This window comes from Rhizobium sp. BG4 (assembly GCF_016864575.1).
Taxonomy (GTDB): Bacteria; Pseudomonadota; Alphaproteobacteria; order Rhizobiales; family Rhizobiaceae; genus Rhizobium.
The window spans coordinates 1,506,875-1,520,095 of sequence record NZ_CP044125.1; the positions used below are offsets into that span (position 1 = coordinate 1,506,875).

At 57.9% G+C, this 13,221-nt stretch carries 10 protein-coding genes and 2 pseudogenes; 3 read left to right on the forward strand and 9 right to left on the reverse strand.

The genetic code is table 11. The features are described from left to right. The first annotated feature begins 71 nt into the window (after positions 1-71). Positions 72-689, forward strand: a complete 618-nt coding sequence (locus F2982_RS07845) for a LysE family translocator (protein WP_203429730.1) — start codon at positions 72-74, stop codon at positions 687-689. 132 nt (positions 690-821) lie between these two features. Continuing rightward, positions 822-1,784 carry a cysteine synthase A gene (gene cysK / locus F2982_RS07850; RefSeq protein ID WP_112713846.1) on the forward strand — a complete coding sequence of 321 codons (963 nt, stop codon included), beginning with the start codon at positions 822-824 and terminating at the stop codon, positions 1,782-1,784. 135 nt (positions 1,785-1,919) lie between these two features. Here the strand turns inward: cysK and F2982_RS07855 are convergent. Both F2982_RS07855 and F2982_RS07860 read right to left on the reverse strand, forming a co-directional pair. Beyond that, positions 1,920-2,819, reverse strand: a pseudogene (locus tag F2982_RS07855) (ATP-binding protein); the annotation flags it as partial. Between the two features lie 57 nt (positions 2,820-2,876). Continuing rightward, complete coding sequence (locus F2982_RS07860) at positions 2,877-5,966, reverse strand: helix-turn-helix transcriptional regulator (protein ID WP_203429732.1); 3,090 nt, start codon at positions 5,964-5,966, stop codon at positions 2,877-2,879. Positions 5,967-6,122: 156 nt separating this feature from the next. Between F2982_RS07860 and F2982_RS07865 the strand changes: the two genes are divergently transcribed. Continuing rightward, complete coding sequence (locus tag F2982_RS07865; protein ID WP_203429733.1) at positions 6,123-6,266, forward strand: hypothetical protein; 144 nt, start codon at positions 6,123-6,125, stop codon at positions 6,264-6,266. A 197-nt stretch (positions 6,267-6,463) separates the two neighbouring features. Here F2982_RS07865 and F2982_RS07870 read toward each other — a convergent pair. From F2982_RS07870 to ugpB, 7 genes and pseudogenes are all read right to left on the reverse strand, one after another. Continuing rightward, a pseudogene (locus F2982_RS07870) lies at positions 6,464-7,105 on the reverse strand (magnesium chelatase domain-containing protein); the annotation flags it as partial. A gap of 179 nt (positions 7,106-7,284) precedes the next feature. Beyond that, positions 7,285-8,232 carry a glutathione synthase gene (gene gshB / locus F2982_RS07875; protein ID WP_203429734.1) on the reverse strand — a complete coding sequence of 316 codons (948 nt, stop codon included), beginning with the start codon at positions 8,230-8,232 and terminating at the stop codon, positions 7,285-7,287. Positions 8,233-8,328: 96 nt separating this feature from the next. Beyond that, positions 8,329-8,832 carry a cupin domain-containing protein gene (locus F2982_RS07880; RefSeq protein ID WP_130279257.1) on the reverse strand — a complete coding sequence of 168 codons (504 nt, stop codon included), beginning with the start codon at positions 8,830-8,832 and terminating at the stop codon, positions 8,329-8,331. Between the two features lie 100 nt (positions 8,833-8,932). Then, the gene (locus F2982_RS07885; protein WP_112713854.1) at positions 8,933-10,036 is read right to left on the reverse strand and encodes a sn-glycerol-3-phosphate import ATP-binding protein UgpC; all 1,104 of its coding nucleotides are present in this window, start codon (positions 10,034-10,036) and stop codon (positions 8,933-8,935) included. A gap of 2 nt (positions 10,037-10,038) precedes the next feature. After that, on the reverse strand, positions 10,039-10,887 hold the full coding sequence (ugpE, locus tag F2982_RS07890) for a sn-glycerol-3-phosphate ABC transporter permease UgpE (RefSeq protein WP_112713856.1): 849 nt from the start codon (positions 10,885-10,887) through the stop codon (positions 10,039-10,041). Positions 10,888-10,897: 10 nt separating this feature from the next. Continuing rightward, positions 10,898-11,782, reverse strand: coding sequence for a sn-glycerol-3-phosphate ABC transporter permease UgpA (ugpA, locus tag F2982_RS07895; RefSeq protein ID WP_112713858.1), 885 nt, complete (start codon positions 11,780-11,782; stop codon positions 10,898-10,900). A gap of 63 nt (positions 11,783-11,845) precedes the next feature. After that, positions 11,846-13,171, reverse strand: coding sequence for a sn-glycerol-3-phosphate ABC transporter substrate-binding protein UgpB (gene ugpB / locus F2982_RS07900; protein WP_203429735.1), 1,326 nt, complete (start codon positions 13,169-13,171; stop codon positions 11,846-11,848). Between the last annotated feature and the right edge of the window lie 50 nt (positions 13,172-13,221).

Sequence of the window (13,221 nt, forward strand, 5' to 3'; positions counted from 1 at the left end):
GAGTTCATTTTCGAAGTTACTTGAAAGCGATTTCGCACAGTCGTAAATAGGCGGCAATCAGGGAGAGACAAATGACGATCGCAGCGCTCATTGCCTATAGCGGCGCATTGTTCATCGCAGCCGCCATTCCGGGGCCGGGTATCACGGCGATCCTCGCGCGGGCACTCGGCTCGAATTTTCGCGAGACCTTCTTCATGGGTCTCGGCCTGGTGCTGGGCGACATGACCTATCTGACGGCGGTCATTCTCGGCCTCGCATTCGTGGCGCAGACCTTCACCGAGATCTTTCTCGTCATCAAGTTCGCGGGCGTGATCTATCTCTGCTACATCGCCTACAAGCTTTGGACATCGGGGCTGCTGCCGCAGGATATCGCGGCGCGCAAATCGAGCAGCGTCGGCATGTCGTTTCTTTCGGGCCTGCTGGTAACGCTCGGGAATCCGAAGACAATGCTGTTCTACGTGGCGCTGGTGCCGACGCTGATCGACATCCATGCGATCGGCCTGCGCGAATATGGATTGCTGCTGACAGCCACCTTTGTCGTGCTGCTCAGCGTGCTGATCCCCTATATGCTGCTTGCAACCCGCGCCCGCAGCATGCTGAAGCAGCCGCGCGCATTGCAGGCGCTGAACCGGACGGCGGCCGGCATTCTGGCGGGCACGGCAGCCTTTATCGCCACTCGCGCAGCCTGAAAAATTCGTTCGTCAAACGGCGGTTTTAAAAGGATTTTTTCTCCTTGATGCCGCCGTGGCGGAGGGCTCAGTCTGGCGTCCATCCGCCTTTGACCCTATTCTCTCGGCAACACACTTAAAGGGAGAGCACGCATGTCGAAGAAACCGGGCCGCGGCCGCATCTATTCGTCCATCACCGAGACCATCGGCGATACGCCGATCGTGCGCCTCGACAAGCTCGCCAAGGAAAAGGGCGTCAAGGCCAACCTGCTGGCCAAGCTCGAGTTCTTCAACCCGATCGCTTCCGTCAAGGACCGTATCGGCGTGGCGATGATCGAGAGCCTGGAAGCGCAGGGCAAGATTTCGCCCGGCAAGACGACGCTGGTCGAGCCGACCTCCGGTAATACCGGTATCGCGCTTGCCTTCGCGGCAGCCGCCAAGGGCTACAAGCTGATCCTGACCATGCCGGAGACGATGTCGGTCGAGCGCCGCAAGATGCTGGCGCTGCTCGGCGCCGAGCTGGTGCTGACCGAGGGGCCGAAGGGCATGAAGGGTGCGATCGCCAAGGCCGAAGAACTGGCCGCGACGCTGCCTGACGCGATCATTCCGCAGCAGTTCGAAAATCCTGCCAACCCCGAGATCCACCGCAAGACGACGGCCGAGGAAATCTGGAACGATACCGACGGCAGCGTCGACATTCTCGTTTCCGGCATCGGCACCGGCGGCACGATCACCGGCGCGGGCCAGGTGTTGAAGTCGAAGAAGGCCAGCATCAAGGTGATCGCCGTCGAGCCGGAAGAATCCCCGGTTCTCTCCGGCGGCCAGCCAGGCCCGCACAAGATCCAGGGCATCGGCGCCGGCTTTGCGCCCGCCATCCTCGACACCAAGATCTACGACGAGGTCGTCACCATCAACAGCGGAACGGCGATGGAAACCGCCCGTCTGGTTGCCAAGCTCGAAGGCGTGCCGGTCGGCATCTCCTCGGGTGCTGCACTTGCCGCAGCCATCAAGGTGGGCAGCCGCGAAGAAAACGCCGGCAAGAACATCGTGGTGATCATCCCGTCCTTCGCCGAGCGCTACCTGTCGACGGCGCTGTTCGATGGGCTTGGGGGCTGATCAGCGAATAGCGAATAGCGAATAGCGAATAGCGAATAGCGAATAGCGAATAGCGAATAGCGAAGCTTGCTCGGCGTCACCGTCTGGCAAGCTTTTCTTTTTCTATTCGCTATTCGCTACAAACTATTCGCTCTTTCACGCTGCCGCGGTCAGCCGCTCTCCTGCGATGCGATAGGAAATCGCTTCGGCGAGATGGATGCGGCCGACGGTTGGCTTGCCGTCGAGATCTGCGAGTGTGCGCGCCACTTTCAGGACCCGGTGATAGCCGCGGGCGGAGAAGCGCATCTTCTCGGCGGCATCGCGCAACAGCTGGAGACCTCCGGCATCCGGCTCGGCATATTTCTCGATCAGTGATGTCGAGCAGCGGGCGTTGGTGGTGATTGTATTGAGGCCTGCAGCGATGAAGCGGTCGGCCTGCAATTCGCGGGCGCGGGCGACGCGGGCGGCGATCGTGCTGCTTGCCTCGGCCGGCATCGGGCGGATCAGGTCCGCCGCGGAGACGGCCGGGACATCGATGCGGATATCGATGCGGTCCATCAGGGGGCCCGAGATGCGCGCCTGATAATCGGCCTGGCAACGGGGACCGCGGGCGCAGCTATGGCCGGGCTCGCCCGCCATACCACAGCGGCAAGGGTTCATGGCGGCGACCAGCTGGATGTTGGCGGGATATGTCACGCGGTGATTGGCGCGGGCGATGATGCATTCGCCGGTTTCCAGCGGCTGGCGCAGGGCATCGAGCGCTTGCGGCGAGAATTCCGGGAACTCATCGAGGAAGAGAATGCCGTGATGGGCGAGCGAAGCCTCGCCGGGACGGGCGCGGAGCCCGCCGCCGACCATGGCGGCCATCGTTGCCGAATGGTGCGGGGTGCGGAACGGGCGCCGGTCCGAAAGCTTGCCGCCGGAGAGCTGACCGGCGATCGAATGGATCATCGACACTTCGAGCAGCTCGGCCGCCGACAGCGGCGGCAGGATCGAGGGCAGACGGGCGGCAAGCATCGACTTGCCGGAACCGGGCGGCCCGACCATCAGGAGATGTTGTTAACCCGTAGCTCATCTGGTCACATAGTTTCACCCTCACGAACCTGACATGTTTTATTCAATATCGTTAGAGATATTTTTGACCCGATCGTCGCCTCCAAAGAGCTGTGCCAGTTGCCTCACAATCGTCTCGATATGCGCAGCTTGACTTATCGGCTCCCGAGCGACCAGCAGCGCGCTACTTATGATAATTTCACGGCAATAATCGAGCAAATCTTGATTACTTGCGACATGCCCGAGTAATTCAGTGAGTAGTAGAGAGCAATCTACTTTACTTGCCGACAGATCAATCCACTGCAATGATCGCCGAGCGACAAGGATTTGTAGTTCTGCGTCGGCATTTCCAGTCCAGCAACACGGCGCAAGAGCCCGACACAAATCTCTTGTAACGGAGTGATCTTGCGACCTCGAAATCCATTCAACCGCTGAGAGGATAATGCTGGAGTGTCCTCTGTTTTTGTTTAGCATATTCCGCAGCAGATTTCCGCACACCGCATATTGCTTGTTATGCGAAATCCAATCTAATGAAAAAGAAATAAGCTTTGTGCTGTTCGGAGATTCTTTCAGTAATGTCTCGAGCAAACTCGCCACCGCTCTCGAATTATAATTGGCCTCTATCCAAATATATGAAGCGTCCTGAACCTCCACATCAGCGGGAAAAACTCTGAGTGCAGTATTTAATATTTGAGAGCACGATAATGTTTTTGGATGTCGGCTTACCCATTTCATCGCCTGTGAGAGATTATTTCTGCCGCCGCCATCGCTCAACTCAAGTATCGACTGCAATACGTTGCCGCAGGAAGAATGGTGGTATCTGTCAACCCAATCAAGTGCGAGTGCCACTATCTCCGGACTTCCCTTTGTGACCCCGATCAATCCAGCAAAAATATTGGCACATCCTGCTAGGTGATCATTTAACTTGAGCCAATTCATAGCCTCAGCAATAACCGAAGTGGTCCCACCGACAACACTAAGAAGCGTCGCGAAAACGTTACTTGAACTCACAGCATAAGGATTTTCCGCAACCCATGACAGTGCTAGAGCAACGATATCATACCTACCGTTTGTAGCGCGCAGAGCTGCGGAGAGAATGCCTCCGCAATACTTGGAGTTCCAATTGACCTCGATCCACTCGACGGCAAGCGCGACAACTTCATTCTGCCGCTCCTGAGTCGATATTAGCGAATTTAGTAGAAAGCCTAAGTTTAAGACATGTTCATGGGTCTGAGCGATAAGAATCGAAAGGTCTATTACTCGTGGTTCCTTTTGGAAACGAGCAACGATCTGCACGGCGGCATCCACCTTTTGCGCATAAGGTGGCGAGCTTTCCATCCAATTTATAAGCTTGTCTAAATATTCTCGGGGCATACCCTGTGCGAAACGAGACAAAGCGCCCAATGTCTGCTCAGGTTCACGAGCCAGAAGCTCCATAAATCTCTCAGCATACATTTCTTGTTCATGTTTGGCTAAGAGTGGACAGTAGATCAGATACGCGTATATAGCGCTCTTTTGTGCCGTCTTGGTCTCCTCTGCTTCAATTTCAATTTTTGCAGCTTCTATAATACGTTCGTTTGCTTCCGAAATATCTTTACGTTGGCTTGCTGCCATCTTTGGATGGTTTAGAAGATGAAGTGAACGCTGAATAATATAGGATCGACTGTCGGAATTCGACCTTATCAAGTATACCAATTTAGACATTATTAAAATAGACATGGATATGTCATTTTTTTTGTCGCCACCTCCAGTTTTAGTCAAAAGCGTTTGTTCAATGGAATTGAGAACTGCCCTTATATAGTTGACGTTCCGTTTCGGAACCGCTTCAATGAGTGTTGCCAAGTGTTCTGCTAGAAAATCTACGATAGAGTGCGATGTTCCTCCCATCGCCCAGATTTCGAAAAGCCGCCATGCGATGCGGCCATGAACGATTCGAAAGCCAGCGACTTCAAGCGAATTGCCGAACTCGAAATGCAGGTGATCAACTTCCGCCATTTGCCGAATGAGTGCGATCTGTCGAGCATTTTTGAGCAAGGTGTTTGGTGCGAACAAGTCCAAGATGTTTGCAACTAATGCGGAGGATACACCCTCAAGTAAGCCGACGCTTCTAAGGCGCTCGCCAAATTTTCGGGCGAAGTTGGAAATCGGCTCGCCGATGCTCAATTCAAACAAAAACTCGACCAAAAGGGAATTATCTGCAACTTCGATTTTGCTGTCTTCGTGCCCGAACCAAATGGCCAACTCCGTCCTGTCCGTGCTCGACACGGACGGCACCATGCATCGAGTTATTTTGGTCGATGGGCTCCGATTCTCGAACTCTTTACTCTCCGGTGTTGTGCCACAAGCCAGAAAGGCAAAGCGCAGGGTTCCGGCAGTCGCGCAAGCCGTAATTGCCTGATTCCAAGACTCGGTATCAACGAGTCGATGAGGATCGTCGACCACAATCAGGTTAAGCGTTTGCGCTGGCTGGGCGTGGGTGAGAAAGTGAAGGAGGTCGGATATTCTTTCTGGAGTTGCAAGCTGAAATAACTTTCTGTCTGGGCCTTCACTTAGTAAATGATGAGCCAACTGCAGCAAGGCAACAGATTTTCCGTCGCCGGACCTTCCATCAACCCAGAAAACGGGTGCATCGCCTAGAGCGAGCGCTGAGTCGATCGTCTCGCTCCAAGCTTTGAATTCTGTTAACAAATGCATAAGAACGTGTGGTCTCGGGGCATACGTTCCAGCCGACATGCGCTTCCAAGTTACCAAGCCGCCAACGTTTGTAAGTCGATCTGGCACTGCGCATAGGGCGATCGGTGCGAAGGAGAGTTGGCTCCCAATCTGGGGATTCAGAATTTCGTCGGATGCGCGGAGCAAGCGGCTTGCTTCGTTATTTGAATCACGTTCAGCTTGGGCTCTGCAGTTAGCAATCTCACCTGGGGTGATCCCTAAAGCTCGAGCGTATTTGCGAATGGTGACGGCCTGAGGATTCGCGGTGCTGCCGCTCTCTAGTGCGCTGATCTCGGTTCGCCTAGAAGCTGGATCATGATCTTCGTCAGCGATCCGAGACTTCCGATTAGAGGTTAATTTGCCTTCTTTTTCGCGAGCGAAAACCTTGGCCGCTAGCTTTTCCTGCGACCAACCCCTCTCCACGCGCCGAAGGTACACCAGACGTCCGAAATATGAACCGAAATTTCCCATATAATTGATAACACTACATTTTATTGAGGGTTCGCTACATTTCACTACGTTTGAGCACGCCTCAATGTGCTCGGCAAAGTCCAAAAGATCGTCACACCCGCTGATGGGTGAAGATGAAAGGGAATGGACATGATCAACATACCGCACCTCTACCTCTATCTCAGCATCGGCATCGCCTATGCAAGCGCGTACCTGCCTTTTGAAAACTTCCTGCTGCACGGCGAACTTGCACTTCTGTATGTGCTGCTAGCAATCACTAAGGCATAACTGTTCAAGAATACTATCGCTCAAAGCCCGGCTCAAGCCGGGCTTTCTATTTCTGGCCTGTACAGCCGCAAGCCACTGGACGGGCCTCGGCTCACGGAAACTCATAGCGGGTTCAAAACGCCGTATTGGTCTCCATCGTGGCAACTCCCCTCGATGTCTTTATGTCGAGATTCCAGCATATTAATGTAGCACAATGTTAGCAGGTTGTGGCTGCCGGCAGCCGCCACCTCCAGCGCGCGCTTGGCGCTTTCCTGGCCCTTGATGTCGGCGAGGTCAGGAAGGTTTGCGGCATTGGCGCGGATCGACGGCTCCGGCCGCGAGAGAACCTGCGTGCCGCGGAAGTGGTTGGCGAGCGCGATTAGGCTCCGCGGCGCGAGGATATCGAGTTGCGTTCCGGCCCAGGCGGCTTCCGGGCCGCTTTCGGCCGGGCAGATCAGCCCCTTGCCGAGCGCATTGGCGCCGATCGCCGCAGGCAGCGCACCGGCAACGGGTGCGATCGTGCCATCGAGATTGAGCTCGCCGAGAACGACATAATCAGAGAGCGCATCCGCCGGAATGGCGCCGAGAGCGGCCATCAGGCCGAGCGCGATCGGAAGATCGAAATGCGAGCCTTCCTTGGGAAGATCGGCGGGTGCCAGATTGACGGTGACCCGCTTGGCCGGAAGTGCCAGCCCGGATGCGTGGAGCGCTGCCTGCACCCGCTCGCGGCTTTCCGCAACCGCCTTGTCGGGAAGCCCAACGATCTGCATGCCGATCTTGCCGGGAGCGACCATCACCTGGACCTCGACCGGAACGCCTTCAATGCCGTGGAATGCAACCGTACTGACGCGTGCGACCATGCCCCTGCCCCCGCAACCAACTACATCGCGTATTGCGACCCTTCATGGCCGCGGATTGCAATCTGGCATAGTAAATAGAATAAAACAAGAACAATAAATGAACAGATTCACGTCCCCGCTGCACTCAGGTTGCAGCGGGTTGTATCAGGCCCTCAAATGAGAACAAAAGTCCTGAAAAATCAGGCGCGCTTGCGCTCGATCGCATCCCAGAGGAGGCTGGCGATATCGGCGCCGCCGAACTTCTTGACCTCGCGGATGCCAGTCGGAGAGGTGACGTTGATCTCGGTCATGTAGTCACCGATGACATCGATGCCGACGAGCAGGAAGCCGCGTTCGCGCAGGGCCGGGCCGATGCGCTTGCAGATTTCCTGCTCGCGTGCGGTCAGTTCGGTCGCCTCGGCGCGGCCGCCGACATGCATGTTCGAGCGGCTGTCGTGCTCTGCCGGGACGCGGTTAATGGCGCCAACGGGTTCGCCATCGACGAGGATGATGCGCTTGTCGCCCTTGCGCACGTCAGGCAGGTACTGCTGGGCAATGAAGGGCTCACGGAAGAGCTGGCCGAACATTTCGAGCAGGGAGGAAAGGTTGCGGTCGTCCTTGGTCGAATGGAAGACGCCGGCGCCGCCATTGCCGTAGAGCGGCTTCAGGATGATGTCGCCCATCTCCTCGCGGAAGCGGCGGATTTCGGCGGCATCCTTGGTGATTAGCGTCTTCGGCATCAGGTCGGCGAATTCGGTGACGAAGATCTTCTCCGGCGAATTGCGGACCCAGGCCGGATCGTTGACGACGAGCGTCTTCGGATGAATGCGCTCGAGAAGATGGGTCGAGGTGATGTAGGACATGTCGAAGGGCGGATCCTGGCGGAGCAGGACGACATCCATGGTCGAGAGATCGACACGCTCGGGCGCGCCGAGCTCGAAATGATCGCCCTTGACGTCGCGCAGGATCATCGGCTCGACGGAGGCGAAGACCTGGCCGTCGCGAAAGCTCAGGCGATCGGGCGTATAGTGGAAGAGCTTGTAGCCCCGGGTCTGCGCCTCAAGGCTCATGGCGAAGGTGGAATCGCCTGCGATGTTGATGCCCGAAACATGGTCCATCTGGACCGCTACGTTCTTGATCTTGGCCATTTCCGTCCCTCACTGAATGCCGGACAGATGTAGGTCGCAAGAGGGTCGAACGCAACGGCCAATCAAGGACTTCGCAGCATCGCGATCAAGGATTTTTCAAGCGGCGAGGCCCTGCTGGCCGCTATTGCGCAGCATGTTGCGAAGACGATAGGCGAGCGCCACGGGCTTCGGGAAGGGCTTGCGCAGGAAGGCCACCTTGCGGACGTAGGTGTCGACACGCCAGCTGGCCCAGGTGCCACCGGCGAAGAAGGCGACGTCGCCGGCGCGAAGTGTGCGCTCGGTTCCGTCTTCAGCGGTGATATGCACTTCGCCTTCGAGGATCATCACCGTTTCGTCCCAGCCGAAGAACCAACGGAATTCGCCTGCCGTGCAGTCCCAGATCGCCGTCAGCGAAGCTTCGTCGTGGCCGCGGGAATGCTCGGCGGTGCGCGCCTGCGGGTCGCCGCTGACGATCCAGTCCGGATTGATGGGCGTCGATTTCATCGGCAGGTGATCGCTCGAATGCGCGATGAAGGATTTGCCGCGCGGCATCGCCACGGCATACGGCACCGTGCGCGCAGCCATCGCGACCGCACTTGCAAGCATAAGCTTCCAGGCCATGAAACACCCCGTTTACTACCCCAATGTTCGGGCAATAACAGAGGAGTCGTAAGAGAGGCGTTCAAGCGGCCGCTAAAATTTTAACAGATCCTGTCGATGCCTATTGCACGGCTTCAGCGGCAACAGCCACATTCGCCGACTGCGCAACACCATTGCCGATCCGCTTGCCGGTATCTGCGGCAAAGAAATGGAGCTTTTCCGGCGGGATGACGAAGCGCATTTCAGCGGTCATCGGCGTTTCCGGAGAGACGACCGCGGTCAGCTGCTGGTCGCCGAGCAGGCCGTGGACGAGACGCTGCGAACCGAGCTCTTCGACATATTCGACGGTGAGCGGCATGGCGTATTCATCCGGCTTGGCGAGGCGCAGATCTTCGGCGCGCATGCCGATGGTGACCGGGCCGGATGTCGGCGCATTGCCTGCGAGATCGATCAGGCTCGGGCCGATCGCCAGCTTGTCGCCGTGCAGCTCACCCTTCAGCAGGTTCATGGCGGGCGAGCCGATGAAGCTCGCGACAAAGGTCGAGGCGGGCGTGTGATAGACTTCGAGCGGCGCGCCGATCTGCTCGATATGGCCGCCGTTCAGAACGACGAGGCGGTCCGCCAGCGTCATCGCTTCCAGCTGGTCGTGGGTGACGTAGATCGACGTCGTGCCGAGACGGCGCTGCAGGCGCTTGATCTCGCCGCGCATGGAGACGCGCAGCTTCGCATCGAGGTTCGACAGCGGTTCATCGAACAGGAAGACGGCGGGCTTGCGGACGATGGCGCGGCCCATGGCAACGCGCTGGCGCTGTCCGCCGGAAAGAGCCTTCGGCTTGCGCTCGAGATACTGCTCGATCTGCAGCATACGGGCGGCTTCGGCGACGCGGGCATCGATCTCCGCCCGCGGCGTCCCGCGGTTCTTCAGGCCGTATTCGAGATTCTGGCGCACCGACATATGCGGATAGAGCGCGTAATTCTGGAACACCATGGCGATATCGCGGTCAGCCGGCTCGACATTGTTGACGACGCGGCTGCCGATCTTCACCTGTCCTTCGGAGATGCTCTCGAGACCGGCGATCATGCGCAACAGCGTGGACTTGCCACAGCCGGACGGGCCGACGAGGACGATGAACTCGCCATCGCGGATGTTGATGCCGACATCCGAAACGGCCTTGACGCCGCCCTGATAGATCTTGCCGACGCCTTCTACATCGATAGAGGCCATTGTCACTTCTCCGTTTCGACCAGGCCTTTGACGAAAAGGCGCTGCATGACGATGATGATGAGGACCGGCGGCAGGGCGGCGAGAATGACGCCTGCCATGACGAGGTTCCATTGGGTGTCGCCGTCCAGGACCGAGGCCAGGCGCTTGATGCCCATGACCGCGGTGTAATAGCCGGGATCGGTGGTGATCAGCATCGGCCAAAGATACTGGTTCCAGCCATAGATGAAGAGGATGATGAATAGCGCCGCGATATTGGTGCGCGACAGCGGCAACAGGATATCCCTGAAGAATTTCATGGCGCCGGCGCCATCGACGCGAGCCGCTTCCATCAGCTCTTCCGGGATCGTCAGGAAGAACTGACGGAACAGGAAGGTTGCCGTCGCCGAGGCGATCAGCGGGATGACGAGGCCCGGATAGGAATTCAGCATGCCGAGATCGGCGACGACCTTATAGGTCGGCAGGATGCGGACTTCGACCGGCAGCATCAGCGTCAGGAAGATGATCCAGAAGGCGACCATGCGCAGCGGGAAGCGGAAATAGACGATCGCAAATGCGGAAATGATCGAGATGGCGATCTTGCCGACGGCGATCAGCACCGCCATCAGCAGGCTGTTTGCCAGCATCAGCGCGAAAGGCGGCGCACCGGCCACCGAATTTCCGGCGCTCAGCAGCTGGTCGAAATTGGCAACCAGCTGGTCGCCCGGAAGCAGCGGCGTGAGGCCGCTCATGAAGTCGGTCGGACCATGGGTGGCTGCGATGAAGGCGAGGTAGACGGGGAAGACCACCGTGACGACGCCGACGATCAGGATGAAGTGCGTGAGGACGTTCAGAAAGGGGCGGTTCTCGATCATCGCTCGGGCCTCAATACTGTACTTTTTTCTCGATCCAGCGGAACTGGACGACGGTGAGGACGACGACGATCAACATCAGCACGACGGACTGCGCGGCCGAAGGGCCAAGGTTCAGACCGACGAAGCCATCGGCATAGACCTTGTAAACAAGCGTGTTCGTCGATTGCGACGGGCCGCCAGAGGTCGTGGAGTCGACGATCGGGAAGGTGTCGAACAGCGCATAGGTGACGTTGATGACAGCCAGGAAGAACGTCGTCGGCGAAATCAGCGGGAAGACGACCGTCCAGAAACGCTTGAACGGACCGGCGCCATCGATCGACGCGGCCTCGATCACCGACTGTGGGACGGATTGCAGGCCGGCGACGAAGAACAGGAAATTGTAGGAAATCTGCTTCCATGCCGAGGCGATGACGATGAGGATCATTGCGTCATTGCCATCGAGGCGATGGTTCCAGTCATAGCCGAATTGGCGAAGGATATAGGGCAGGATGCCGATGCTGGGGTTGAACATGAACCACCAGAGGAGACCGGCGGCCGCAGGCGCCACCGCATAGGGCCAGACGAGCAACGTCGTATAGATGCGGCCGCTCTTCAGCACGCGATTGACGCAGACGGCGAAAAGCAGCGACACGCCCATCGACAGAACGGTGACGGAGACCGAGAAGATCAGCGTCACCCAGAGCGCGTTCATGTAATCGCTGCTGCCGAACAGCTTCGTGTAATTGGCGAACCAGACGAAGGTGGTCTTCATGCCGAATGGATCTTCGCGCAGGAATGACTGGCGAAAGGCCTGGAAAGCCGGCCAGATGAAGAAGACCAACGTGACTGCGAGCTGCGGCGCCAGAAGGAAATATGGCAGGACGCGGTTCGAGAAGATTGTGCGCTTTGTCTGCATGGCTCGCCCGATATGGAAAGGCCCTCCCCGGAGCGGGGAGGGCTTGGCTTCAGCCTCGAAAGCTTAGTTCGAGTTTGCTTCTTCGAATTCGCGCAGGATGGCGTTGCCTTCCTTGACGGCTTCGTCGAGCGCCTGCTGGGCGGTCTGCTTGCCGGACAGCACGGTTTCGAACTGCTGGTCGATGACGTCACGGATCTGCGTCAGGTTGCCGAAACGAACGCCCTTGGAGTTGTCGGACGGCGTGCCGCGCAGGATCTGCCTGAGGCCAACGTCGGAGCCCGGGTTCTTTTCGTAGTAACCCTGCGACTTGCCGAGGTCGTAAGCAGCAGTGGTGATCGGCAGGTAGCCAGAGAACTGGTGCCAATCAGCCTGAACTTCCGGCTGGCTGAGGTAGGTGTAGAACTTGGCAACGCCCTTGTAGACTTCCGGCTTCTGGCCGTTCAGCGTCCAGAGCGTCGCGCCGCCGATGATCGAGTTCTTCGGATCCTTGGTGACGTCGTCGTAGTAGGGCAGCGTCGAGAAGCCGACCTGGAAGGCCTTGGCGTTGTTGATGACGCCAGCGCGCGAACCCGAGGAGCCCATATAGATGGCGCATTCCTGCGAGTAGAACTTCGGAGCTGCATCGGGGCCGCCGCCCGGGCCGCCGTACTGGAAGTAACCGGCATCCTGCCACTTCTTCAGGTCGGTCCAGAGACGAGCCTGGTTCGGGCCATTGAAGCTGAGCTCAGCCTTGGTGCCGCCGAAGCCGTTCTGCAGCGTGCCGTAAGGCAGGTCGTGGATGGCCGAGAAGTTCTCGAGGCCGAGCCAGGTTGCAGCGTAGGTGATGGTGAAGCCACACTTGGCAGCGCCGGAATCGACGATCTTCTTCGAGAATTCTGCCAGTTCGGCATAGGTCTTCGGAGCGACTTCCGGATCAAGACCAGCCTTCTTGAAGACGTCCTTGTTGTAATAGAGGATCGGCGTCGAGGAGTTGAACGGGAAGGAGAGGATGTTGCCTTCCGGGTCGGAATAGTAACCGACGACGGGAGCGATGAACTTCGACGGATCCCACGGCTCGCCTTCATCGGCCATCAGCTTGTAGACCGGATAAACGGCGCCCTTGGCGGCCATCATCGTGCCGGTGCCGACTTCGAAGACCTGAACGATAGCCGGCTGCTGACCTGCACGGAAAGCAGCGATAGCGGCCGTCAGGGTTTCCGGATAGGTGCCCTTAAAGACCGGGGTGACGTGGTATTCGGTCTGGCTGTCGTTGAACTTCTGAACGATCTGCTCGAGCTTCTGGCCGAGCTCGCCGCCCATGGCGTGCCACCAGGTGATTTCGGTTGCGGCAAAGGATGCCGACGAAGACAATACGACCGCAGCGGCGGCCAGAGAAAACGTCTTGAACATGGATAAACCCTCTCCACCAGTTATTGGGGTGAGGAAGCCAATAGAGGCCT